Annotated in this window: 23 protein-coding genes, 1 tRNA gene and 3 pseudogenes; 19 read left to right on the top strand and 8 right to left on the bottom strand. The window is 72.3% G+C overall.

All coding sequences use genetic code 11. The features are described from left to right. The first annotated feature begins 119 nt into the window (after positions 1 to 119). From clpS to ABEB13_RS16110, 9 genes are all read left to right on the top strand, one after another. Positions 120 to 413 (top strand): ATP-dependent Clp protease adapter ClpS, encoded by a 294-nt coding sequence (clpS, locus tag ABEB13_RS16150; protein WP_100890014.1) that lies wholly within the window; start codon positions 120 to 122, stop codon positions 411 to 413. 69 nt (positions 414 to 482) lie between these two features. Then, a complete protein-coding gene (locus tag ABEB13_RS16145; RefSeq protein ID WP_345706074.1) occupies positions 483 to 1,058 on the top strand; it encodes a DUF2017 domain-containing protein in 576 nt (191 codons plus the stop codon). A 172-nt stretch (positions 1,059 to 1,230) separates the two neighbouring features. After that, the gene (locus ABEB13_RS16140; RefSeq protein ID WP_345706073.1) at positions 1,231 to 2,676 is read left to right on the top strand and encodes an amino acid permease; all 1,446 of its coding nucleotides are present in this window, start codon (positions 1,231 to 1,233) and stop codon (positions 2,674 to 2,676) included. A gap of 55 nt (positions 2,677 to 2,731) precedes the next feature. Further along, positions 2,732 to 3,163 (top strand): M67 family metallopeptidase, encoded by a 432-nt coding sequence (locus ABEB13_RS16135; RefSeq protein WP_345706072.1) that lies wholly within the window; start codon positions 2,732 to 2,734, stop codon positions 3,161 to 3,163. 138 nt (positions 3,164 to 3,301) lie between these two features. Continuing rightward, positions 3,302 to 3,418: a putative leader peptide gene (locus tag ABEB13_RS16130; protein WP_345706071.1), complete on the top strand. Its 117-nt coding sequence runs from the start codon at positions 3,302 to 3,304 to the stop codon at positions 3,416 to 3,418. Positions 3,419 to 3,512: 94 nt separating this feature from the next. Continuing rightward, complete coding sequence (locus ABEB13_RS16125) at positions 3,513 to 3,791, top strand: MoaD/ThiS family protein (protein WP_100890018.1); 279 nt, start codon at positions 3,513 to 3,515, stop codon at positions 3,789 to 3,791. After that, a complete protein-coding gene (locus tag ABEB13_RS16120) occupies positions 3,791 to 4,759 on the top strand; it encodes a PLP-dependent cysteine synthase family protein (protein WP_345706070.1) in 969 nt (322 codons plus the stop codon). Before ABEB13_RS16125 ends, ABEB13_RS16120 begins: the two co-directional genes overlap by 1 nt. A gap of 242 nt (positions 4,760 to 5,001) precedes the next feature. Next, positions 5,002 to 5,193, top strand: a complete 192-nt coding sequence (locus ABEB13_RS16115; RefSeq protein WP_345706069.1) for a MarR family transcriptional regulator — start codon at positions 5,002 to 5,004, stop codon at positions 5,191 to 5,193. Positions 5,194 to 5,386: 193 nt separating this feature from the next. Next, entirely contained in the window at positions 5,387 to 6,136 is a 750-nt protein-coding gene (locus ABEB13_RS16110; protein ID WP_345706068.1) for an MBL fold metallo-hydrolase, read from the top strand. Here the strand turns inward: ABEB13_RS16110 and ABEB13_RS16105 are convergent. Both ABEB13_RS16105 and ABEB13_RS16100 read right to left on the bottom strand, forming a co-directional pair. Next, a pseudogene (locus ABEB13_RS16105) lies at positions 6,133 to 7,037 on the bottom strand (branched-chain amino acid transaminase). The gene ABEB13_RS16110 and the pseudogene ABEB13_RS16105 overlap by 4 nt on opposite strands. Then, positions 7,013 to 7,465: a hypothetical protein gene (locus ABEB13_RS16100; protein WP_345706067.1), complete on the bottom strand. Its 453-nt coding sequence runs from the start codon at positions 7,463 to 7,465 to the stop codon at positions 7,013 to 7,015. Before ABEB13_RS16100 ends, ABEB13_RS16105 begins: the two are co-directional and overlap by 25 nt. Before the next feature lie 235 nt (positions 7,466 to 7,700). On the opposite strand from ABEB13_RS16100, the gene ABEB13_RS16095 reads away from it, so the two are divergent. Beyond that, positions 7,701 to 8,123 (top strand): helix-turn-helix transcriptional regulator, encoded by a 423-nt coding sequence (locus tag ABEB13_RS16095; RefSeq protein ID WP_345706066.1) that lies wholly within the window; start codon positions 7,701 to 7,703, stop codon positions 8,121 to 8,123. A gap of 69 nt (positions 8,124 to 8,192) precedes the next feature. Here ABEB13_RS16095 and ABEB13_RS16090 read toward each other — a convergent pair whose 3' ends face one another. After that, positions 8,193 to 9,467, bottom strand: a complete 1,275-nt coding sequence (locus tag ABEB13_RS16090; protein WP_345706065.1) for a PTS transporter subunit EIIC — start codon at positions 9,465 to 9,467, stop codon at positions 8,193 to 8,195. Between the two features lie 240 nt (positions 9,468 to 9,707). After that, complete coding sequence (locus ABEB13_RS16085) at positions 9,708 to 11,000, bottom strand: PTS transporter subunit EIIC (RefSeq protein WP_345706064.1); 1,293 nt, start codon at positions 10,998 to 11,000, stop codon at positions 9,708 to 9,710. 398 nt (positions 11,001 to 11,398) lie between these two features. Between ABEB13_RS16085 and ABEB13_RS16080 the strand changes: the two genes are divergently transcribed. From ABEB13_RS16080 to rdgB, 4 genes and pseudogenes are all read left to right on the top strand, one after another. Continuing rightward, entirely contained in the window at positions 11,399 to 11,632 is a 234-nt protein-coding gene (locus ABEB13_RS16080) for a PTS sugar transporter subunit IIB (protein WP_030060521.1), read from the top strand. Positions 11,633 to 11,717: 85 nt separating this feature from the next. After that, positions 11,718 to 12,450 (top strand): annotated as a pseudogene (gene rph, locus ABEB13_RS16075) (ribonuclease PH). Between the two features lie 128 nt (positions 12,451 to 12,578). Further along, complete coding sequence (locus ABEB13_RS16070; protein ID WP_345706063.1) at positions 12,579 to 12,968, top strand: hypothetical protein; 390 nt, start codon at positions 12,579 to 12,581, stop codon at positions 12,966 to 12,968. 20 nt (positions 12,969 to 12,988) lie between these two features. Next, positions 12,989 to 13,597, top strand: coding sequence for an RdgB/HAM1 family non-canonical purine NTP pyrophosphatase (gene rdgB, locus ABEB13_RS16065; protein ID WP_345706062.1), 609 nt, complete (start codon positions 12,989 to 12,991; stop codon positions 13,595 to 13,597). A gap of 65 nt (positions 13,598 to 13,662) precedes the next feature. Here rdgB and ABEB13_RS16060 read toward each other — a convergent pair. Continuing rightward, a tRNA-Leu gene (locus tag ABEB13_RS16060) sits at positions 13,663 to 13,744 on the bottom strand. A 451-nt stretch (positions 13,745 to 14,195) separates the two neighbouring features. On the opposite strand from ABEB13_RS16060, the gene ABEB13_RS16055 reads away from it, so the two are divergent. Beyond that, entirely contained in the window at positions 14,196 to 16,601 is a 2,406-nt protein-coding gene (locus ABEB13_RS16055; RefSeq protein ID WP_345709689.1) for a chitinase C-terminal domain-containing protein, read from the top strand. A 66-nt stretch (positions 16,602 to 16,667) separates the two neighbouring features. Here the strand turns inward: ABEB13_RS16055 and ABEB13_RS16050 are convergent, their stop codons facing one another. Together ABEB13_RS16050 and bcp are read right to left on the bottom strand one after the other, a co-directional pair. After that, the gene (locus tag ABEB13_RS16050) at positions 16,668 to 16,901 is read right to left on the bottom strand and encodes a hypothetical protein (RefSeq protein WP_345706061.1); all 234 of its coding nucleotides are present in this window, start codon (positions 16,899 to 16,901) and stop codon (positions 16,668 to 16,670) included. A gap of 643 nt (positions 16,902 to 17,544) precedes the next feature. Then, positions 17,545 to 18,021: a thioredoxin-dependent thiol peroxidase gene (gene bcp, locus ABEB13_RS16045; protein ID WP_345706060.1), complete on the bottom strand. Its 477-nt coding sequence runs from the start codon at positions 18,019 to 18,021 to the stop codon at positions 17,545 to 17,547. A 142-nt stretch (positions 18,022 to 18,163) separates the two neighbouring features. Here bcp and ABEB13_RS16040 point away from each other — a divergent pair, with 142 nt between their 5' ends. Beyond that, entirely contained in the window at positions 18,164 to 18,508 is a 345-nt protein-coding gene (locus tag ABEB13_RS16040) for a DUF3618 domain-containing protein (protein ID WP_345706059.1), read from the top strand. A 172-nt stretch (positions 18,509 to 18,680) separates the two neighbouring features. Then, positions 18,681 to 18,982: pseudogene (locus ABEB13_RS16035) on the top strand (GroES family chaperonin). Between the two features lie 42 nt (positions 18,983 to 19,024). Here the strand turns inward: ABEB13_RS16035 and ABEB13_RS16030 are convergent. After that, positions 19,025 to 21,436: a transglycosylase domain-containing protein gene (locus ABEB13_RS16030; RefSeq protein WP_345706058.1), complete on the bottom strand. Its 2,412-nt coding sequence runs from the start codon at positions 21,434 to 21,436 to the stop codon at positions 19,025 to 19,027. A 224-nt stretch (positions 21,437 to 21,660) separates the two neighbouring features. Here ABEB13_RS16030 and ABEB13_RS16025 point away from each other — a divergent pair, with 224 nt between their 5' ends. Together ABEB13_RS16025 and ABEB13_RS16020 are read left to right on the top strand one after the other, a co-directional pair. Beyond that, positions 21,661 to 22,578, top strand: coding sequence for an ABC transporter permease (locus ABEB13_RS16025; protein WP_345706057.1), 918 nt, complete (start codon positions 21,661 to 21,663; stop codon positions 22,576 to 22,578). Continuing rightward, positions 22,571 to 23,437: an ABC transporter permease gene (locus ABEB13_RS16020; protein WP_345706056.1), complete on the top strand. Its 867-nt coding sequence runs from the start codon at positions 22,571 to 22,573 to the stop codon at positions 23,435 to 23,437. Before ABEB13_RS16025 ends, ABEB13_RS16020 begins: the two co-directional genes overlap by 8 nt. Positions 23,438 to 23,516 lie beyond the last annotated feature (79 nt).

The following is a 23,516-nucleotide window of genomic DNA, read 5'->3' as shown; positions in this document are numbered from 1 at the left end:
ATTGACGATTTCTCGGGTCCGAAGTTGACCCGGATTCGCCCGCGCGTCCCCCGGATGGAAGCATGAGGGAGGGGAGGACGCTCCTTCGCCCCGGTCTGCCGTAGAGGAGAGAGCCAGTCGTGAGTGTCGCGCCGGTCGAGATCGAGCGCCCGGAGGTCGAGAGCCTGCCGGTGGTGGAGCCGGACACACCGTGGGTGACCATCGTCCACAACGACCCGGTGAACCTGATGAGCTACGTCCAGTTCGTCTTCCAGGCCTACTTCGGCTACCCGAAGGACAAGGCCAGGGAGCTGATGATGGAAGTGCACACCAAGGGCCGGGCGGTGGTCTCCAGCGGCACTCGCGAGGAGATGGAGCGCGACGTCCAGGCCATGCACGGCTACGGGCTCTGGGCCACCCTCCAGCACGACTGACCTCCCCCTCATCCACCTGCACCGACCGACACGCAGACGACGACACGTAGACGGGCTGATTCAGAACTCATGGCTGGGTTGTTCGAGAGCGCCGGCGAAGGGGGCGCGGCGATCGCGCTCGACGAGGTGGAGGCTTCCATCCTGCGCTCCCTGGAGGTGCAGATGCTGGAGCTGATCGGCCCCGGGCCGGGCGGGGAGAACGACGACCCGCTGGCCGCACTGTTCGCCGAAGGTCCCACCGAGGCGCCCGCCGATCCGGCGCTGGCCCGGCTCTTCCCCGACGCGTACGGGGAGCCCGGTGAGCCGGTCGACACCGAGACCCGGGCCCGGGCGGGCGAGTTCCGCCGCTACACCGAGCTCGACCTGCGGGCCCGCAAGCGCGACGACGCACTCGTCGTCGTCCGCTCCCTGGACGGCCTCGGCGGGGAGGGCGGGGTGCTGGAGCTGTCCGCCCCGGACTGCCTGCGGTGGCTCGGCGCCCTCAACGACCTGCGCCTGACGCTGGGTGCCCGGCTCGAGGTCACCGACGAGGACGAGCAGGGGCTGTACGCGCTGCCCGACACCGACCCGCGCAAGCCGCTGGTGATGGCCTACCTCTGGCTCGGCGGCATGCAGGAGTCGCTGCTGGAGGCCGTGGCCGGCTGACCCCTCCGTGAGCACCGCCTGCCGTCCGCATGCTGGACGGCAGGCGGTGTCATTTCGGGCATACCCCGCCGAACGGGTTGCAACATGCTCAACCAGTGCTCAGATGCACACCGCTGTACGGACACCTCGTGGTACGAATTCCCACCTCCCCACGACCCGAGGACGGTGGCCCATGGCCGATCAGGCGTACGACGCGGTGGTCACCGCCGCCGAACCCGACGAGGGTGGCTACGCCCGCGGGCTGGGCGGCCGCCAGATCCAGATGATCGCCATCGGCGGCGCGATCGGCACCGGCCTGTTCCTCGGCGCGGGCACCGCGATCTCCAAGGCCGGACCGAGTCTGATCCTCAGTTACGCCGTGGCCGGCGTGGTGATCTTCGTCATCATGCGCGCGCTCGGCGAACTCCTCACCTACCGCCCGGTCTCCGGCAGCTTCGCCGAGTACGCCCGGGAGTTCCTCGGCCCGTTCGCCGGCTTCGCCACCGGCTGGACGTACTGGCTGTTCTGGGTCGTCACCGGAATGGCCGAGACCACCGCGGCCGCGGTCTACGTGCGCTTCTGGCAGCCCGGCATCCCGCAGTGGGCCAGCGCGCTGGCCTTCCTGGTGGTGCTGTACGCGGCCAACCTGATCTCGGTGAAGCTCTTCGGCGAGATCGAGTTCTGGTTCTCCATGGTCAAGGTCACCGCCATCCTCGGGATGATCCTGATCGGCATCGGCGTCCTGACCCTGGGCTTCAGCGATGCCGGGGACACCGCCTCGGTCACCCACCTGTGGCAGGACGGCGGCTTCTTCCCGCACGGCCTCGGCTCGACCGTGATGACCCTTCAGATCGTCATGTTCGCGTACCTCGGCGTCGAACTCGTCGGCGTCACCGCCGGCGAGAGCCGCGACCCGGCCCGCACCCTGCCCCGGGCCATCAACACCCTGCCCTGGCGGATCGCGCTCTTCTACATCGGCGCCCTCGTCATTATCCTCTCGCTGGTGCCGTGGACGGAGTTCCAGCCCGGCACCAGCCCGTTCGTCGCCGCCTTCGAGAAGATGGGCATCCCGGCGGGCGCGTCCGTCATCAACGCCGTCGTGCTGACCGCGGCGCTCTCCTCCTGCAACTCCGGCATGTACTCCACCGGCCGGATGCTGCGCGACCTCGCCCTGCGCGGCCAGGCCCCCGGCCGGATGGCCGCGCTCAACACCCGCCGCACCCCGGCCGTCGCGATCACCGCCTCCTGCCTGCTGATGGGGCTGGGCGTCGTCCTCAACTACCTCGCCCCGGGCAAGGCGTTCGAGTACATCACCTCGGTCGCCACCGTCTGCGGCCTGTGGACCTGGGCGGTCATCCTGCTCAGCCAGCTCCGCTACCGCCGCGCGTGGCGCGCCGGGCGCCTGCCCGCGCCGACCTTCAAGGCGCCCGGCGGCCGCTGGCCCGCCGTGCTCGCCCTCGCCTTCCTCGCCCTCGTCCTGGTGCTGATCGGCTGCGACCGGGACGCCCGGATCTCGCTCTACGTCTTCCCGGCCTGGGTCGCGCTGCTGGCCGGCGGCTATCTGGTGCTCGGGCGGGTCCGCCCGGAGGCCGTCCGCGACCGCGCCGGGGAGCAGTCCCACGCGGAGTCCGCGGGCTGAGACGGGCGGCCGTCCCGGCGCCGGGACGTGCCCATCGGCTGGCTATCCTGACCGCATGCTGACCATCACCCGAGAACTGCGCGACCGGATCGTCGCCCACGCCCGCGCCGACCACCCGGACGAGGCCTGCGGAGTGGTCGCCGGCCCTGAGGGCAGCGGCCGGCCCGAGCGGTTCATCCCGATGCTCAACGCGGCCCGCTCACCCACCTTCTACGAGTTCGACTCCGGCGACCTGCTGAAGCTCTACCGCGAGATGGACGACCGCGACGAGGTCCCGGTGGTCGTCTACCACTCGCACACCGCCACCGAGGCCTACCCCTCGCGCACCGACGTCAGCTACGCCTCCGAGCCCGAGGCCCACTACGTCCTGGTGTCCACCGCCGAGGGCAACGGCGCGGACGACCCGTACGAGTTCCGCTCGTACCGCATCGTGGACGGTGTGATCACGGAGGAAGACGTCCAGGTCGTGGAGGAGTACGCGGCCTGACCGCCCCCGGTCGCGGCCGGCCCCCGGGGGCGCCCCAGGGCCCGCCGCGACCGGCCGCGTCTCACCAGCGGAAACGGAAACATCCGCATACCGAGACGTGGATGCCAGGGCGGGGGCGGGAATCTATACGATGAGTCCATGCGTTCCGTCGATGTGAGCATCCAGGCCCCGGGCACCCGCCTCGTGGCGCGCCTGCACGTCGACCTGTGCCGGCTCGCCAGCGCGATCTGTCCCGGCACCGCCGACGCCCACTGACTCGGCACCGCCCGCCCGGCCCCGGCACCCCCGGGGCCACACCCCCGTGCCGCGACGCGAGCGGCCACCCGACCACCTCCCCAGGAGCGCAGCCATGGCCATCGAGGTCCGCATCCCGACCATCCTCCGCAGCTACACCGACGGCGCCAAGGCCGTCGAAGGTGCCGGTGCCAACCTCGGAGAGCTCTTCCAGGACCTCGACGCCCGCCACCCCGGCATCGCCGCCCGCCTGCTCGACGCCGGCGAGCTGCGCCGCTTCGTGAACGTCTACCTCAACGACGAGGACGTCCGCTTCCTGGAGGGCATCTCCACCGCGGTCGCCGACGGCGACAGCGTCACCATCCTCCCGGCGGTCGCCGGCGGCGCGCGGTAATGCGCTACGACAGCCCGCTGGAGGCGGTCGGCAACACGCCGCTCGTCCGGCTGCCCCGGATCTCGGCCGCCATCCCCGGCAACGCCGACGGCCTGGTCAACCTCTGGGCCAAGCTGGAGGACCGCAACCCCACCGGCTCGATCAAGGACCGCCCGGCCCTGCACATGATCGAGCGCGCCGAGGCGGACGGCCGGCTCACCCCCGGCTGCACCATCCTCGAGCCCACCAGCGGCAACACCGGCATCTCGCTCGCCATGGCGGCCAAGCTCAAGGGCTACCGGATGGTCTGCGTGATGCCGGAGAACACCAGCGCGGAGCGCCGCGAACTGCTCCGCATGTGGGGCGCCGAGATCATCTCCTCGCCCGCCGCGGGCGGCTCCAACACCGCGGTGCGGATCGCCAAGGAGATCGCCGCCGAGCACCCCGACTGGGTCATGCTCTACCAGTACGGCAACCCGGACAACGCCGGCGCGCACTACGCCGGCACCGGCCCGGAGATCCTCGCCGACCTGCCCACCGTCACCCACTTCGTGGCCGGCCTCGGCACCACCGGCACCCTGATGGGCGTGGGCCGCTTCCTGCGCGAGAAGGTCCCCGGCGTGCGGATCGTCGCCGCCGAGCCGCGCTACGACGACCTGGTCTACGGCCTGCGCAACCTCGACGAGGGCTTCGTCCCCGAGCTGTACGACGCCGAGGTGCTCACCACCCGCTTCTCGGTCGGCTCCGCCGACGCCGCCCGGCGCACCCGCGAGCTCCTCCAGGAGGAGGGCATCTTCGCGGGCGTCTCCACCGGCGCCATCCTGCACGCCGCGATCGGCGTCGGCCGCAAGGCCGCGCAGGCCGGCGAACGCGCCGACGTGGTCTTCGTGGTCGCCGACGGCGGCTGGAAGTACCTGTCCACCGGCATCTACACCGCCGAGTCGACCGAGGCCGCGGTCGAGGCGCTGCAGGGCCAGCTCTGGGCCTGACCGCCGCTTGCGCCGAGGGCGCGGACCCCGACGGGGGCCGCGCCCTCGGCGTTTCCCGCCCCCGCCCGCTCCGGCTGCGCCGCCCGCCCCGTCCGTCCCGGTCCGTCGTGACAATCGGGGATTTGTCCGTTCCGTGCTGCCGCCTCGTCACGGAACGGCCACCGCCCCCGGTCCGCGCCGGAACGGCCCGCCCGCACCGTGAAGCTGATCGCGCACCGGACCCCGCGCGAAGGGCGCACCCCATGGCCTCGTCTGCCGATCTGTGGTCGTACGCGGAGATCGCCCGCCACATCAACGTCCAGCCCGACACCGTCCGCAACTACCGGCGGCACGGAATCCTGCCCGAGCCCGACGCCGTCGACCCGCAGGGCCACCCCCGCTGGCGCCCCGACACCATCAGGGCCTGGGCCCGCAACCGCCCCGGCCAACGCTGAACCCCGCCCCCTGATCCACCCCCCGACCGCTCCCCGGACCCGGCCCCGTTCTGGTGATTCCAGCCACAGCGCGGCACGGGGACGGGGGCAAAGTGCCGCCCGGCCCTTACCCTCGACAACGCGACGACATCGCTACCGGCAGGTAGAGCAGGGCAACAGCGGACCATGACCCGGCGGGGCGGAGGGGCTCGGCATGAAACTGACCGTGGTGGGGTGCTCGGGGAGCTTCCCGTCCGCCGACTCGCCCTGCTCCAGCTACCTCGTCGAGGCCGACGGCTACCGCCTCGTCATCGACCTCGGCAACGGCGCCCTCGGCGCCCTGCAGAAGTACACCGGCCTGTACGACGTCGACGCCGTCCTGCTCAGCCACCTGCACGCCGACCACTGCATCGACCTCTGCGCCTACTGGGTCGCCCGGAACTACCGGGTCGAGGGCTGCCCCGCGCCACTGCCCGTCTACGGGCCGCACGGCACCGCCGAGCGCCTGGCGCGCGCCTACGACATGCCGGAGGAACCCGGCATGAAGGAGGTCTTCGACTTCCGCCCGCTCGGCAACCGCACCTTCGACCTCGGCCCGCTGCGGATCACCAGCGCCGGCGTCAACCACCTGAACACCGAGGCGTACGGCTTCCGGATCGAGCACGGCGGCCGCGCCCTCGCCTACTCCGGCGACACCGGCGAATGCGGCGACCTCGTCGAGCTCGCCCGCGACGCCGACCTCTTCCTCTGCGAGGCGGCCTACACGGACGGCAAGGAGACCTTCTCCTCCATCCACCTCAACGGCCGGCAGGCCGGCGAACACGCCACCGCCGCCGGCGCCGGGCGCCTCGTCCTCACCCACATTCCGCCGTGGACGGACGCCGAGCACAACCGCGCCGACGCCGCCACCGCCTTCCCCGGGCCCGTCGACCTGGCCCGCCCCGGCGCGGTCTACGAGCTCTAGACCAGCGTCAGCCACCCCCGGTGGCGCAGGTCCTCGCCGCTCACCGCCGCCCGGTACGCATCCGCCAGACGCTTCGTCACGTCGCCCGGTGCGGACGGCAACTCCCGGTCGTCCACCGAGCCGACCGGCACCACCCCGGCCGCCGTCCCGCAGACGAACACCTCGTCCGCCGCGTACAGGTCGGAGCGCAGCAGGCTCTCCACCCGCACCTCCACCCCCAGGTCCCGCGCCAGCGCCAGCACCGTGTCCTGGGTGATGCCCTCCAGCGCGCCCGCCGCCGCCGGGGAGTGCGCAGCACCCCGCCGTGCACCGTGAACACGTTCTCCGTGCTGCACTCGCTGACCGTGCCGTCCGCGGCCAGCATCAGCGCCTCGTCGTACCCCGCGTCGGTCGCCTCCCGCCGGGCCAGCGCCGAGTTCAGGTACGGCCCGGTCGCCTTCGCCGCCGGCGGCACGCTGTTCGGATCGTTCCGCCGCCAGCTGCTCGTCTTCAGCCGCAACGGCTCCCCGCCCAGGTACGCCGGCCACTCCCAGGACGCGATCACCGTCGTGGTGGGGGAGCTGCGCATGTCCAGCCCCATCGCCCCGTACCCGAGGAACGCGAAGTGCCGGACGTAGCACTCGCGGTGCCCGTTCGCCCGGACGAGCTCCACGGTGGCCGCGGCCAGCTCCCCGGTGCTCTGCGGCAACGGCAGCCGCAGCATCCGGGCACTGCGCTCCAGCCGGCGCAGATGGTCCTCCAGCCGGAACACCGCCGGGCCGTCCGCCGTGTCGAAGACCCGGGTGCCCTCCAGCACCCCGGTGCCGTAGTGCAGCCCGTGCGTGAGCACATGGATCCGCGCGTCCCGCCAGGGGACCAGCGCGCCGTCGAACCAGATCACGGGAGCCTCGGAAATCGCCATGCCGCCCATCCTGGCGGCGCGCCCCGCATCCCGACCGCCCCCGCGACCCGCCGGAACCGGCCATGGCCGGGACCGGATCGACCGTCTCGAATGGCGAAATTCGACGTCCGGATGGCGAATGGCTGACTATCGTCGCCGCCGTGGAGAACAGCACCGCCCTCTACCGCACGCTGCTCGCCGACCCGGCCCGGCCGCTGCCCCACCTGCGCGACGAACTCGGCTGGCCTGAGCACGAGTTCGATGCGGCGGTCGCCGAACTCCGCCGCCTCGGACTGCTCCAGCCCACCACCGGCACCGGCAGCGGCCTCGCCGCCGTCTCGGTCGCCACCGCCGTCCGCCAACTCCTCGGCGACGCCGACAGCACCCTCGGCGAACTCTTCGCCGCGGCCCGCCGCACCGGCGACGGCATCGCCCGGCTGCACAGCCACTACCTCCCCTGCAACCCGGCCCGCCGACCCACGAACTCGTCCACGGCGCCGACCGCATCGCCGCCCTCCTGGAGGACGCCGCCCGCGGCGCCCGCACCGAGGCCCTCTCCCTGCGCCCCGGCCAGGACCCTCCCCGGCCGCCCTCGACGGCAAGCTCGCCCGGGAACGGATCGCCCTCGACCACGGGGTACGGCTGCGCACCGTCTACCCGGCGGCCGCGCTGCGCCACGGAGCCGTGCTCGCCCACGTCCAGGAGCTCACCGCGGCCGGCGCGGGCATCCGGGTCGCGCACAGCCTGCCGCTGTGGCTGATCGCGGTCGACACCACCCTCGCGGTGCTGCCCGCGCCCGGCGGCGCGCCGGACACGGCCCTGGTCGTCCGGGACGCCGCGGTGCTCGCCCTCGTCCGCGAGCTGTTCGAGTACTTCTGGGCCGCCGCCTGGGTGCCCCCGGACCTGCTGGGCCGCCCGGTGCCCGACGACCGGCACCGGGAGGTGCTGCGGCTGCTCGCGGCGGGCCTCACCGACCAGGCGATCGCCCGGAAGCTGGAGATCTCCGAGCGGACGGTCCGCCGGCTGGTCGCCGACCTCACCACCGACCTCGGCGCCCAGAGCCGCTTCCAGGCGGGCGTGCACGCGGCCCGGCTGGGCTGGATCTGAGGACGGGCACAACGCGGCGGACCCCGCCCGGAGCAGTCGGGCGGGGTCCGCTGGGGGAGCGGTGGTGCGTCAGGCCTTGGTGACGTCCTCGATCTCGCCCTCGTCCTCGCGACCGGGGGTCTTGAGGTTGAACTTGGTGATCGCGAAGCGGAAGAGCACGTAGTACAGCGCGGCGAAGACCAGGCCGATCGGGATGATCAGCAGCGGGTGGGTCGCCTTGCTGAAGCCCAGCGCGTAGTCGATCAGGCCGGCCGAGAAGGTGAAGCCGGCGTGCACGCCGAGCGCCCAGGTGACGGCCATGGAGACCGCGGTGAGCACCGCGTGGATGGCGAACAGGACCGGCGCGATGAACAGGAAGGCGAACTCGATCGGCTCGGTGACACCGGTGACGAACGAGGTCAGCGCCAGCGACATCATCATGCCCATGACGGCCTTGCGGCGCTCCGGGCGGGCGGCGTGCGCGATGGCCAGCGCGGCGGCGGGCAGCGCGAACATCATGATCGGGAAGAAGCCGGACATGAACTGGCCGGCGGTCGGGTCGCCCGCGAAGTAGCGGGTCAGGTCGCCGTGCACCACGGTGCCGTCGGCCTTGGTGAAGTCACCCGTCTGGAACCAGGCGTAGGAGTTGACGAACTGGTGCATGCCGACCGGCAGCAGACCGCGGTTGATCAGGCCGAACGCGCCCGCGCCGAGCGCGCCGGCGCCGATCAGGCTGTTGTTCAGGTGGCCGATGGCGTCGCCGACCGGGCCCCAGAGCAGGGCGAAGACCACGCCGACGGCGGTGCCCACGAAGGCCATGATGATCGGCACGAGGCGGCGGCCGTTGAAGAAGCCGAGCCAGTCGACCAGCCTGGTGCGGTGGAACTTCTGCCAGAGCACGGCGCTGAGCAGGCCGATCACGATGCCGCCGAGCACACCGGGGTTCTGGTACGTGGGGCCCACCCACTTGCCGTCGGCGATGTGACCCTCGGTGATCGGGAACGCGGTCAGCACGTTCTTGTACACCAGGAAGCCGACCAGGGCGGCGAGCGCGGTCGAGCCGTCCGCCTTCTTGGCGAAGCCGATGGCGATGCCCACCGCGAACAGCAGCGGGAGGTTGCTGAACACGGCGTCGCCGGCCGTGCTGAACACCGCGGCGACCTTGTCCCAGCCGAGGCCGTCCTTGCCGAAGACGTCGTCCTGGCCAAGACGCAGCAGCAGGCCCGCCGCCGGCAGGACGGCGATCGGCAGCTGGAGGCTCCGGCCGATCTTCTGCAGGCCCTGGAGGGTGCTCTGGCCGATCTTCTTCGCCTGGGAGGGGCCCGGCGCCGCAGCGGGCGCCGGTGCCTGCGCAGTCGTACTCATGGGGATGGTTCCTAACGACAGGCGGTCGGTGGGGTGCATCGGGGGCCCGACACGCAAACTGGTCTACACCACGAGTGGTGTAGACCAGTTTCTAACATGCATCCGACGGAGGGGGAAGGGCGGAAAGCATTGCAGGTCGGAAGCGCTATGAAATCGAAACCTTGTTGCGGATCGGCGATCTTGATTACCCGCCGTTACAGAGATTTTGGCGAGTTGCGCAACAAATGGCCAGTGGCCGTGCTAGGCCTTCGTCACGTCCTCCACCTGGTCGTCGTCCTCGCGGCCCGGTGTCTTCAGATTGAAGTGCACGATGACGAATCGGAACAGGGCGTAGTACACGACGGCGAAGGCCAGGCCGATCGGGATGATCAGCCACGGTTTCGTCGCCAGCCCCCAGTTCAGGCCGTAGTCGATCAGGCCGGCCGAGAAGCTGAATCCGTCGTGCACCCCGAGGCCCCAGGTCACCGCCATCGAGGCGCCGGTCAGCAGGGCGTGGAGGGCGAACAGGGCGGGTGCGATGTAGGCGAACGAGTACTCGATCGGCTCGGTGATGCCGGTCACGAAGCTGGTCAGCGCGACCGAGGTCATCAGGCCGTAGATCTCCTTGCGCCGGTGCGGCTTGGCCGAGTGGGCGATCGCCATCGCCGCGGCGGGCAGCGCGAACATCATGATCGGGAAGAAGCCGGAGGTGAACTGGCCGGCTGTCGGGTCGCCCGCCAGGAAGCGCGGGATGTCGCCGTGCACCACCTCGCCGGTGCCCGGCTTGGTGTAGTCGCCGAACTGGAACCAGACGAAGGTGTTCAGCAGCTGGTGCATGCCGACCAGCAGCAGGGCGCGGTTGGCGACGCCGAAGATCCCCGAGCCGATCGCGCCCAGGTCGGACAGCCACTGGCTGAAGGAGGTCAGGCCGTGGCCGACCGGCGGCCACACCCACAGCCCCAGGCAGGCCAGGATCAGGCCCGTCAGCGCGGTGATCATCGGTACGAGCCGGCGGCCGTTGAAGAAGCCCAGCCAGTCCACCAGTCGCGTGCGGTGGAAGCGCACCCACAGCCAGGCCGTGAGCAGGCCCATCAGGATGCCGCCCAGCACGCCCGGGTTCTGGTAGCTCGCCGCGGCGGCCTTCAGCGACTTCACGTCCACGCACTGGTTGCCGAGCAGCACCGTCGGCGGGGTGCACTTCTGCGGGAAGGCGTGCAGCACGGCGTAGTAGACCAGGAAGCCGACGACCGCGGCGAGCGCCGTCGAGCCGTCCGCCTTCTTGGCCATGCCGATCGCCACGCCGATGCAGAACAGCAGCGGCAGGCCGAGCGAGGAGTCCAGCAGGGCGCCGCCGGCCGCGGCGAAGACCTTGGCGAGGTTGTCCCAGCCCAGGCCGTCCGCGCCGAAGACGTCCGGCTGGCCCAGCCGGTTGAGGATGCCGGCGGCGGGCAGGACGGCCACCGGGAGCTGGAGGCTCCGGCCCATCTTCTGCAGCCCGCCGTAGAAGGTGTGCCACCACGGTGTTTCGGGAATCGCCGCGTCCGCTGTGCTCATCCGTGCCCTCCGAGTGCCCTGGCCGCTGTACCGTCACCGCTGTCGCCGCCGCGCCGCGACCGCGGCGTGCGGCGCCGGCGGGCGGGCCGCGGAACACCGGGGGTCCGTCCCTCGTTGTCCGGAGTGCACCTATATTGGTGTAGACCACTTGCGGAGGCAGGCGGGAGCTCGGGCCGCGGTCCCGATGATCGTCATCCTCCGGCGGCCCCGGCCGGGCGCGCGCGCCGAGCTGGGCCAAAAGTGGACTTACATGGCAGACCGTGACGGAACGGGTGATGCTGGACGCGCTGCCGGGCAGCGCGCCACCTGAACCCGCGTCACCACCGGCCGCACCACCGCACCGACGCAGGACGGCACCCGGCGGCACCGCCGGACAGCCGAGACACAGGGAGAAAGACATGGCCAGCAAGGCTGAGAAGATCGTCGCCGGCCTCGGCGGGATCGACAACATCGAAGAGGTCGAGGGCTGCATCACCCGCCTGCGCACCGAGGTCAAGGACGCCTCCCTCGTCGACGAAGCCGCCCTCAAGGCCGCCGGCGCCCACGGCGTCGTCAAGATGGGCACCGCCATCCAGGTCGTCATCGGCACCGACGCCGACCCCATCGCCGCCGACATCGAAGACATGATGTGACCTGACGGCCCCCACCCCGCGGCCCCGCCGACCCACCCCGGTCGACGGGGCCGCGGCCGTCCCGCAGCGGCTAGGCTCGGTGCCTATGTCACGCATCGACGGCCGCACCCCCGACCAGCTCCGACCCGTCACCATCGAACGGGGCTGGAGCAAGCACGCCGAAGGCTCCGTCCTCGTCTCCTTCGGCGACACCAAGGTGCTCTGCACCGCCAGCGTCACCGAAGGCGTCCCCGCTGGCGCAAGGGCAGCGGCGAGGGCTGGGTCACGGCCGAGTACTCCATGCTCCCCCGTGCCACCAACACCCGCGGCGACCGCGAATCCGTCCGCGGCAAGATCGGCGGCCGCACCCACGAGATCAGCCGCCTCATCGGCCGCTCCCTCCGTGCCGTCATCGATCACCGCGCCCTCGCCGAGAACACCATCGTCCTCGACTGCGACGTCCTCCAGGCCGACGGCGGCACCCGCACCGCCGCCATCACCGGCGCCTACGTCGCCCTCGCCGACGCCATCGCCTGGGCCCGCGACAAGAAGATCCTCCGCGCCAAGGGGCAGCCCATCACCGGCGGCGTCAGCGCCGTCAGCGTCGGCATCATCGACGGCACCCCCATGCTCGACCTCCGCTACGAGGAGGACGTCCGCGCCGAGACCGACATGAACATCGTCTGCACCGCCGACGGCCGCTTCGTCGAGGTCCAGGGCACCGCCGAAGGCGCCCCTTCGACCGCGCCCTCCTCGACCGGCTCCTCGACCTCGGCACCCTCGGCTGCGCCGAACTCGACGAGATCCAGCGCAAGGCCCTCCGCGACCTCGAAGGCTGAACCACCCCGGGCGGCGGGCGCGCATCCTGTACACGGCGCGCCCGCAGCCCGTACCGTTCGGAACCACGGGCAGCCCACCGGCCGTCCCCCACAGCGGACCAGTCGACGCCCCCTCACCGGAGGACCCGATGCCGGACAGGCTCACCCGCTCCGCCACGCTCGCCGTGGCCGGCCTCATCCTGCTCCTCCCGCTGAGCGCCGTCAGCTGCTCCGCCGTCCAGCGTGCCGTCGACTGCGGCAACACCGCCGTCCGCATCACCGGGGACGTCTCCGCCGCGGGCAGCGCCTTCAACAACGCCGCCGGCGACCCCACCGCCGCCGGCCAGGCCCTGCAGAAGCTCCGCACCGACCTCGACCAGCTCGGCCGCAACTCCAGTGACACCGACGTGGCCAAGGCCGTGACCGACCTCCAGACCCAGGTCGACAAAGCCCAGCAGGCCATCGACAACAAGCAGGTCCCCGACCTCAAGCCGCTCGGCGACGCCGCGGGCAACCTCACCAAGGCCTGCACCGGCTGACAAGTCACTAGGGTGGGCACATGACCACCCGACGACTCGTCCTCGCCACCCGGAACCGCCACAAGGTCGGCGAACTCCGCGACATCCTCGGCGCCGCCGGCCTCGACGTCGAACTCGTCGGAGCCGACGCCTACCCCGAGATCCCGGACGTCCCCGAGACCGGCGTCACCTTCGCCGAGAACGCCCTCCTCAAGGCCCACGCCCTCGCCCGCGCCACCGGCCTGCCCGCCGTCGCCGACGACTCGGGGCTCTGCGTCGACGTCCTCGGCGGCGCCCCCGGCATCTTCTCCGCCCGCTGGGCCGGCAAGCACGGCGACGACCGCGCCAACCTCGACCTGCTGCTCGCCCAGCTCTCCGACATCGCCGACCCGCACCGCGCCGCGCACTTCGCCTGCGCCGCCGCCTTCGCCCTCCCCGACGGCACCGAGCGCGTCGTCGAGGGCCGGCTGCTCGGCACCCTGCGCACCGCGCCGGCGGGCGACGGCGGCTTCGGCTACGACCCGATCCTCCAGCCGCTGGGCGAGACCCGGACGTGCGCCGAGCTGACCGCGGCCGAGAAGAACGCCATCAGCCACCGCGGCCAGGCCTTCCGCGCCCTGGCACCCGTCGTACGGGAACTGCTGGGCTGACCGGACGACGAAGGCCCGCTCGGGAGGACTCCCCGAGCGGGCCTTCGATTCTCAGCCGTACTCTGTGCGGCCGAAGGGATTCGAACCCTCAAGCCCTCACGGGCCAACGGACCTAAACCGTTTGCGTCGCCTTTGCGCCACGGCCGCTTGTGTTGCAGTCAGTATGCTACAGGCGGACCCCGGTGGATCGGCGGGTCGCTCCGGCGCGCAGTGCGCCCGCGGTCCGTCCGCGGCCCCCGTGATGCGCGGGGTGTCGGCGCCGTGCCCCGACCGGTGGGCTTCGCCCGGGCGCGGGGCGGGGGCGCCGAGCCTGACCCGGGGCTGGTCGCGAGGGGGCTTCAACAGCTTGTTGGTACAGACCTATTGACCTGGGTGGTCCAGACCACATAGCTTCGGCGCACTCTGTGGTGCGGGCGGCCGGGTGGTTGACGGTGGGTCGGCCGCGGTGTGTCCGACCCTCCCCCACTTGCGCGCCCGTCCCCTCACCCGGGCGCGCCGACACTCTCTCCTGGAGGACCGAGTGTTGAACCGAACCCTGACGGCGCAGCGTCCCGTCACGGGCCGCCGCAGGCTCTCCGGCCGGCGGGCGTCGTTCGCCGTGACGGCCGCGGTGTCGCTGGCCGGGCTGCTGGTGGCGACGCTCGGCGCGTCGCCCTCGCAGGCCGCGGCCGACAACCAGTCCTGTCGTCCGGACGGGATGTACAGCACGCCCGGCGTGGACGTGCCCTACTGCGACGTGTACGACGCGGCGGGCCGCGAGAAGATGGGCGCCGACCACCAGCGCCGGATCATCGGCTACTTCACAGGCTGGCGCACCGGGCAGGACGGCACGCCCGCCTACCTGGTGAACGACATCCCGTGGGACAAGGTGACCCACCTCAACTACGCCTTCGGGCACGTCGGCAGTGACAACAAGCTGTCGGTGGGCACGGACGGTCCGACGAACGCGGCGACCGGGATGACCTTCCCCGGGGTGGCCGGCGCGGAGATGGACCCGAGCCTGCCGTACAAGGGCCACTTCAACCTGCTGACGAAGTTCAAGATGCAGTACCCGAACGTCAAGACGCTGATCTCGGTCGGTGGTTGGGCGGAGACGGGCGGCTACCTCGGGGACGACGGCAAGCGGATCTCCTCGGGCGGCTTCTACGGGATGACGGTGAACGCGGACGGCTCGGTCAACCAGGCCGGGATCGACACCTTCGCGGCCTCGGCGGTCGACTTCATCAAGAAGTACGGCTTCAACGGCGTGGACATCGACTACGAGTACCCGACCTCGATGAAGGACGCGGGCAACCCGCTGGACGCCACGATCTCCAACGCCAAGCGCGGTTCGCTGGTCAAGGGCTATGCGGCGCTGATGAAGACGCTGCGCGAGAAGCTGGACCGGGCGGGTGCCACGGACGGCAAGTACTACATGCTGTCGGTCGCCGCGCCGTCCTCGGGCTATCTGCTGCGCGGCATGGAGACCTTCCAGGTGACGCAGTACCTGGACTACGTCAACATCATGTCCTACGACCTGCACGGCGCCTGGAACCAGTACGTGGGGCCGAACGCGTCGCTGTACGACGACGGCAAGGACGCGGAGCTGGCGTCCGCGAACGTGTACGGGACCTCGCAGTACGGCGGGATCGGGTACCTGAACACCGACTGGGCGTTCCACTACTTCCGCGGGGCGATGCCGGCGGGCCGGATCAACGTCGGACTGCCGTACTACACGCGCGGGTTCAAGAACGTGACGGGTGGCACCAACGGCCTGTGGGGGACGGCGTCGACGACGACCTGCCCGGCGGGTTCGGGGCTGACGACCTGTGGTGACGGCGCGGTCGGGATCGACAACCTCTGGCACGACCTGGACGACAACGGCAAGGAGGCCCCGGCGGGCTCCAACCCGATGTGGCACGCGAAGAACCTGGAGGCCGGGGTCGTCCCGGACTACCTGGGGAAGTACGGACTGACGGACACCGCACTGCAGGGCACGTACACCCGCAACTACAGCTCGTCGCTGGTCGCGCCGTGGCTGTGGAACAGCACCAAGAAGGTGTTCCTGTCCACCGAGGACGACCAGTCGGTGGCGGCGAAGGCCGACTACGTGGTGGCGCAGGGCGCCGGCGGCGCGATGATCTGGGAGCTGGCGGGCGACTACCGGTGGGACGCCACGGCCAACGGCGGCAAGGGCGAGTACGTCCAGGGCTCGACGCTGACCTCGGTCATGTACGACAAATTCAAGGCGGCGTCGGCATACGGCGCGACGCGCTCCACGATCGCGCTGCCGCAGCAGACCCTGCCGATCGACGTGTCGTTCACCAACTTCGCGCTGGGTGACTCGAACTACCCGATCAACCCCAAGATCCACCTGGTGAACAACTCCGCGCTGACCCTGCCGGGCGGTACGGAGTTCCAGTTCGACTACGCCAACTCCGCTCCGGGCAACGCCAAGGACCAGTCGGGCTTCGGGCTGTCGGTGATCCGGCAGGACAACACCGCGGCGAACAACGTGGGCGGTCTGAAGGGCACCTACAACCGGGTGTCGGTGAAGCTGCCGAGCTGGCAGTCGCTGGCGCCGGGTGCCTCGGTGGACATCGACTTCGTCTACTACCTGCCGGTCTCGACCCCGGCGAACTGGACGGTGAACGTCGGCGGCACGCTGTACGGCCTGACGGGCGACTGGACCCGCGGTGCGAGCGGTGCGACCTCGTCGCCGAGCGCGTCCGCCTCGCAGTCGGCGTCGCCGAGCGCGTCGGCCTCGGCGAGTGCGTCCCCGTCCTCGTCGCCGTCGGCCAGTGCCAGTGCCTCGGCGAGCACCAGCGCCTCGGCGAGCGCGAGCGCGAGCCCGACCGGCGGCACCTGCACCGCGCCGGGCTGGAGCGCGACGACGGCGTACGCCACCGCGGGCACCACGGTGTCCTGGAAGGGCCGCACCTACAGCAACAAGTGGTGGACGCAGGGCGAGGACCCGACGACCACCGGCCAGTGGGGCGTGTGGAGCGACCTCGGTCCGTGCTGACCTGAGGTGAGGAACGGCGGTGGCGGTCGACCCGGTCGGGGTCGGCCGCCACCGCTGCGTGCGGGCTCAGTGCTCCAGGTCGGAGCGCATCGCGGCGAAGGTCCGGGCCGCGGCGGCGGGTGCCGTCCTCGGGAAGTACGCGACGGCGGCGGTGGTGGTGTCGGCCCAGCCGCAGAGCGCGTCGGCGCCGTACGGCAGGCACTCCAGCGACCCGCCGAGCGGGCCGGCCGGGTAGGGGTGCCGGTGCCCGGGGTGCCGGTGGCGCCGTTGCCCGCGGCGTAGTCGATCAGGCCGCGCCACAGGTACTCGCGGCGCTTGTTCGGGTCCTCGGGGACGTTGTCCACACCGACGAACAGGATCCGCCGCCCGCCGCCGAGGTAGTTCTCGACGACGAGGTTCATGCCGGCCCGCATCTCGCCCGGGTCGACCGGGACGTCGCTGACGGCGTCCTGGCCGGTGGCTCTGGTGAGGCCGCCGGCGGTCGCGCCGGCGGCCAGCCGGTGCCTGCCCCGGCCGGCGCCCGCGCTCGCGGCGGCACTGCGCGGCGGCGCGGCGGCCGGGGAGGAGGGCGGCGCCACCGGTGCGGTGGATGCGGCGGTGCTCGCCGTGGTCGCGGCGGCGGAGGAGGGGCGGTCGCGGCGGCGTCGGTGCCACCGCTGGGGTCACAGGCGGTGAGGGCCAGCGCGGCGGCGAGCGAGCCGGCGGCGAGCAGGGTGCGGGCGGTGCGGGGTCCGAGACTGGGCACGGCGGGTCTCCCGGTGGCGTGGTGGCTGGGACTGCCGGGCTGCTGGACCCGGTGCACAGCACGCTAGGGGCCGGACGGGCGCCCGCGCGGGGCGCTGTCCGTTCCCTGACCCCACCGGGACATGACGGTGACACAGCGCGGCGGCCCCGGCCGACCGGTGGGTCGGTCGGGGCCGCCGCGGGCGGGGGTGCCGGGGCGTCAGGCGGTGGCGATCTTCAGGTCACGCAGCAGCTTGGCGACGTGACCGGTCGCCTTGACGTTGTAGAGGGCGTGCTCGACCTTGCCCTGCTCGTCGACGACGACGGTGGAGCGGATCACGCCGACCACCGTCTTGCCGTACAGCTTCTTCTCGCCGTAGGCGCCGTACGCCTCCAGGACGGCCTTGTCGACGTCGGAGACCAGGGTGACCTTGAGATCCTCGGTCTCACGGAACTTGCCGAGTTTCTCCGGCTTGTCGGGGGAGACGCCGATGACGTCGTACCCGGCGCCGGAGAAGACCTCCAGGTTGTCGGTGAAGTCGCAGGCCTGGGTGGTGCAGCCGGGGGTGAGGGCGGCCGGGTAGAAGTACACGATCACCTTGCGGCCGAGGTGGTCGGCGAGGGACACCTGGTTGCCGTCGGCGTCGGGCAGGGTGAAGGCGGGGGCGGTGTCGCCGGCCTGGAGGCGCTCGCTCACGGTGGATCTCTCCTCGTGCTGGACGGGTGGTCGTACCCCCGCAAACCTACCTCTGTCGGTGGGTGGTGCTGCGCGATGCGCAGGGCGAGCTGACAGACTGGTGGTGTCGCACAGGACAGCATCAGTGATTGGGGTGGCCCGCGTGGGCGAGGCGAACACGAAGGACACCGTGGAGACGCGGTCGACGGCCCAGATCGAGGCGGACATCACGCACGCCCGTACGCGGCTCGCGTCGACCCTGGACGAGCTGGCGATGCGGGTGCACCCGGCGACGGTGGTCGCGCAGACCAAGGCCCGGGCGATGGCGGCGGTGGAGCAGAAGGCCGGCCGGGTGTACGTGGCGGCCAGCGGTGCGGTCGAGCAGGTGAAGTCGCAGTTCACCGACGAGAAGGGCCGCCCGCGCGCGGAGCGCGTGGTGCCGGTGGCGCTGGTGGGGGTCGGGCTGCTGCTGCTGCTGGCGTCGGCGAAGCGGCGCCGCAAGGGCTGATCGGTCATGTGGGCCGGGGCGCGTCGGCGTCCCGGCCTTCGGCTTGCCGGGGCGCGGTGCACCCGCGGACGGCGGGGCGGGTACGGTCGAGGGCGTGAGCGAGAACGACGAGCAGGCCGCCCGGGACGACCGAGTGCGGCACGACCGGCTGGGCGAGAAGCTGCCGATCAGGATGTTGCACGACCGGGTGCTGGTGCGGACGGAGGCCGGTGAGGGGAGCGCCGTTCGACCGGCGGCATCCTGATCCCGGCGACGGCGGAGCTGTCCCGGCGCTGCGCCTGGGCGGAGGCGGTGGCGGTCGGCCAGAGCGTCCGTTCCGTGGAGCCGGGCGACCGGGTGCTGTACGACCCGGAGGACAAGCTGGAGGTCGAGGTCCGCGGCGCCACGTACGTGCTGCTGCGGGAGCGGGACCTGCACGCGGTGGCCGCGGAGCGGCTCTCCGGCGCGGAGGGGTCGACGGGGCTGTACCTGTGAGGTCCGCGTCCGTGCGGTCCGCACCGTCCGCGCCGGCCGCCGTCAGGGCCGTCCGACCGGTGTGACACCGCCGGGCAGGCCGGGGTCGGGGAGGCCGGGCAGGCCGGGCCGCGGCGCTTCGGGCTGGAAGGGGACGGGCGGTCCGGCCGGTGCGGCGGGGGCGGCGGCCGGGCGCGCGACGGTGGCCCTCGGCTTGGGCAGGACGGCCTTGGGCTTGACCGGCTTCGGCTTGGGCTTCGGCTTGGGCGCGGGGGTCGGCGACGCCGGCGGCTGGGTGTTGCCGGGCCCGGGCTGGAGGTCGAACTGCTGGACGGGGGTGCCGGCGAGGGCGGCACCCATGTAGGAGGTCCAGATGCGGGCCGGGAAGGTGCCGCCGTTGACCCGCTCGTACCCGGCCGTCCCGGCCAGCGACTCCTTGGCATGGGTTTTGGTGTTTTCCCGGAACAGGCCTACTGCGGTGGCGAGTTCGGGGGTGTAGCCGGCGAACCAGGCGGACCGGTTGTCGTCGGTGGTGCCGGTCTTGCCGGCGGCGGGCCGGGCGAGTGCCTGGACGGCGGAGCCGGTGCCCTGCGGGCCGACGGCGTCGCGCAGCACGTCGGTGACGGCGTCGGCGCTGGTGCGGCCGACGGCCGTCCGGGCGTCGTGGGCGGGGAGGGCGGGCACCTCGTCGGAGCCCGGCTTCTCCAGCCTGCTGACCGCCCAGGGGCGGATCGCCTGGCCGTGGGCGGCCAGCGCCGCGTAGACGCCGGCCAGGTCGAGGGCGCTGGGGGTGGCAGTGCCCAGGGTCATCGAGGTGTTGGCCGGGTCCATGCCCTGCAGGCTGTCCGGCAGGCCGAGCCGGATCGCCGTGCGCCGGACGTTGTCGAGGCCGGCGTCGACGCCCTCCTGCGCGTAGACGGCGTTGACGGAGTGGACCATGGCCTCGCGCAGGGTGATGGTGCCGTGGTTCTCGTTGTCCTCGTTGGGCGGCGCGTAGGGGGTCGGGCCGCCGACGACGGCCCGCCCGCTGGTGCCGTCGTAGGGGGTCTGGGTGGTGATCGGCTTGCCGTCCTGGGTGGTGCGGTCGCCTTCGAGTCCGGCGGCGAGGTCGATCGGCTTGAAGGTGGAGCCGACCTGGTTGTCCTGCCGCAGGGCGTCGTTGTACGGCTGGACGGCGTAGTCGGGGCCGCCGTACGCGGCGACGATCCGGCCGGTGGAGGGTTCGACGGAGGCACCGGCCACCCGGACGTCGGTGTCGGTGCCGGGCCGGGCCTTCGGGTCGAGCTCGGTGGTGAGCTCCTGCTTGACCGCGCCGACGAAGGCGTCCTGGCGGGCCTTGTCGAAAGTAGTGGTGATCCGCCAGCCGCCGGCCTTGAGGTCGCCGGCGGCGAGCACGCCGTTCTGGACGAGGTAGTCGTCGGCGATGTCGACGAGGTAGCCGGCCTGGCCGGTGAGGCCCTTGGTGGGCTCGGGGTCGAGCACGTCGGGGAAGGCGGTGGCCTCGCGGGTGCTCTCGTCGAGGAAGCCGAGGGTGACCATGCCGTCGAGGACGTAGTTCCAACGGGCCACGGCCTTCTCGCGGTTGGCGGGGCCGGCGGCCTTGACGTCGTAGGCGCTGGGGGCCTGCAGCAGGGTCGCGAGGTAGGCGCCCTGGGCGAGGGTCAGGTGTGCGGAGTCGACACCGAAGTAGGCCTTCGCGGCGGTCTGGACGCCGTAGGCGTTGCGGCCGAAGTAGCTGGTGTTGAGGTAGCCGGCGAGGATCTCGTCCTTGGTCTCCTGCCGGTCCACCTTGAGCGAGATGAACAGCTCCCGGGCCTTGCGGGTGAAGGTCTGGTCCTGCGTCAGGTAGTAGTTCTTCACGTACTGCTGGGTGATGGTGGAGCCGCCCTGGATGCCCTTGCCGGTGGCGCTGTTCCAGGCCGCGCGGACCATGCCCTTCAGGTCGACGCCCTTGTTGCGGTAGAAGGTGCGGTCCTCGGCGGACACGACGGCGTGCTGGACGTCGAGGGGGATCTGCGCGATGCCGACGTCCTCGCGGTTGACCGAGCCGGTGCGGCCCAGCTCGGTGGTGCCGTCGGCGTAGTAGTACACGTTGCTCTGCGCGACGGCGTGCGCGTTGGGGTCGGGGACGGGCACCAGCACGTACAGCGCGGCGAACGCGGCCGCCCCGAGCGGCACCGATCCGACCAGTCCGACCAGGGTCTGACGCCAGGTCGGCAGCAGTCGGCGCAGCCGGGAGCGGGCGCGGCGCCGGTCGCGGCGGGCGGTGCGGCGGTCCCGTCGGCGGTCGCGGCGGGAGGGCCGCGGACCGGGCCCGGGCGGCGGGTCCTGGGCGGGGATGCCGGGCGCGACGGGGGCGTCGGGGAGGCCCGGGGCGCGGCGCTGCGTGGGCGGCTCGGTGCGTGCGGCGTCGTCCGGCGCGGGTCGGGACTGCCGGTCGCGGCGGGGGTGGCTCGCTCGCTGCGCTCTGCTCATAGGGGGATTATGGGCGATTTGATACCAAATCAGGCGTTTTGCCTGGCGGGCCCCGGCGTGCCGAATTCCCGTGCGGTGCCGATCCGCGGGCGCTACGGTGAAAGGTGACAACCGCATAGCGCAGCAATCGACAGCCAGCTCCGCCCGCCGCCCCGCACCCCCGGGGGTCCGCCGGTCGGAGCTGTTCCGGCCTGCCCCGGTGCCCGGGGTACGGCCTCGTCCGCATGCGCACAGACCCGTGCGACAGAAAGTCGACAAGGAGACATCATGGCGACATCGGTGCAGCTCGGACCGCCCCCGAACCCACGGCCGACCCCGCCCCGCCCCCCGCCGCCGGGAGCCCCGCCCTCTACCGGGCCGTCGCGGCCGGCTCCTTCCGCCGCTACTCCACCTACCGCGCCGCCACCCTCGCCGGCGCCTTCACCAACACCGTCTTCGGCTTCGTCCTCGCCTACACCTTCCTCGCCCTCTGGCGCGCCCGCCCCGGCCTCGGCGGCTACGACACCGCCCAGGCCGTCACCTTCATCTGGATCAGCCAGGCCCTGCTGGCCACCGTCGCCGTCTTCGGCGGCGGCTTCCAGGACGACATCCAGGAGCGCTTCCGCACCGGCGACATCGCGATCGACCTCTACCGGCCGGTCGACTTCCAGGGCTGGTGGCTCGCCGGCGACCTCGGCCGGGCCGCCTTCCACCTGCTCGCCCGCGGTATCGCCCCCGCACTCGCCGGCGCGCTCGCCTTCCACCTCCGCATCCCGCGCGACCCGCTGGTCTGGGGAGCCTTCCTGCTCTCCGTGCTGCTCGCCGTCGTCGTCAGCTTCGGCCTGCGGTTCCTCGTCGCGCTCACCGGCTTCTGGCTGCACGACTCCGACGGCGTCCGGGCCCTCGTCCTGGTCGTCACGCTGTTCTTCTCCGGCATGCTGCTGCCGATCACCCTCTTCCCCGGCCCGCTCGGCACCGCCGCCGCCGTGCTGCCCTTCTCCGGTCTGATCCAGATCCCCGCCGACATCCTGCTCGGCCACCGCACCGGCCCGGCCGCCGCCACCGGTCTGGCCTTCCAGCTCGCCTGGGCCCTCGCCCTGGTCGCGCTCGGCCGGGCCGTCCTCGCGGCCGCCACCCGGAAGGTGGTGGTGCAGGGTGGCTGACCTGCTGCACGGCCCCGCCGCGCCCCCGGCGCGCCGCCCCGGCCACGTCGCCCGGGCCCGCTGGGCCGCCCGCGTCTGGTGGCTGACCGCCGCCATGTGGACCAGGGCCCTGCTGTCCTACCGGACGTCCTTCGTCCTCATGCTCCTGGCCAACACCGCCACCACCTCCCTCGACTTCGTGGTCATCGTCCTGATGTTCCGTCACACCGCCACCCTCGGCGGCTGGACCCTGCCCGAACTCGGCTTCCTCTACGGCACCTCCGCCCTCGCCCTCGGCATCGCCAACCTCTTCGTCGGCTCGGTCGACGCGCTCGGCGACCGGATCCGCGCCGGCACCCTCGACACCATGCTCATCCGGCCCGCCCCCGTCCTCGCCCAGCTCTGCGCCGAACGCTTCTCGCTGCGCCGCCTCGGCCGGACGGTCCAGGCCGCCGCCGTCCTCGCCTGGTCGCTCACCGCGCTGCCCGTGCACTGGACGGCCGACCGCGTCCTGCTCGTCGCGGTGATGCCGGTCTTCGGCAGCATCATCTTCGGCAGCGTCTTCGTCGGCTTCTCCGCGGTGCAGTTCTGGTGGGGAGAGGCCCGCGAGATGCAGAACTCCTTCACCTACGGCGGCGCCACCCTGCTGCAGTACCCGCCGACCGTCTTCGCCAAGGAACTCGTGGCCGGCACCGTCTTCGGCCTCCCGCTGGCCTTCGTCAACTGGCTGCCCGCCCTTCGCGTCCTCGGCCGGCCCGACCCGCTCGGCCTGCCGACCGCCTTCCAGTACGCCTCGCCGCTGGCCGCCGCGCTCTGCGTGCTCGCCGCCGGCCTCGCCTGGCGCGCCGGCCTGCGCGCCTACCAGGGCACCGGGAGCTGACCGGCCCCGCCCGTCCCGACCGTCCCGCCCGTCCCGACCATCCCGCCGGCCCCGCCCGCCCCGACCGGGCCTGTCACCC

The sequence above is a fragment of the Kitasatospora paranensis genome (assembly GCF_039544005.1).
Lineage (GTDB): Bacteria > Actinomycetota > Actinomycetes > Streptomycetales > Streptomycetaceae > Kitasatospora > Kitasatospora paranensis.
Note: the sequence above shows the minus strand (reverse complement) of the source record. Positions and strands in the feature narration are given on the sequence as shown.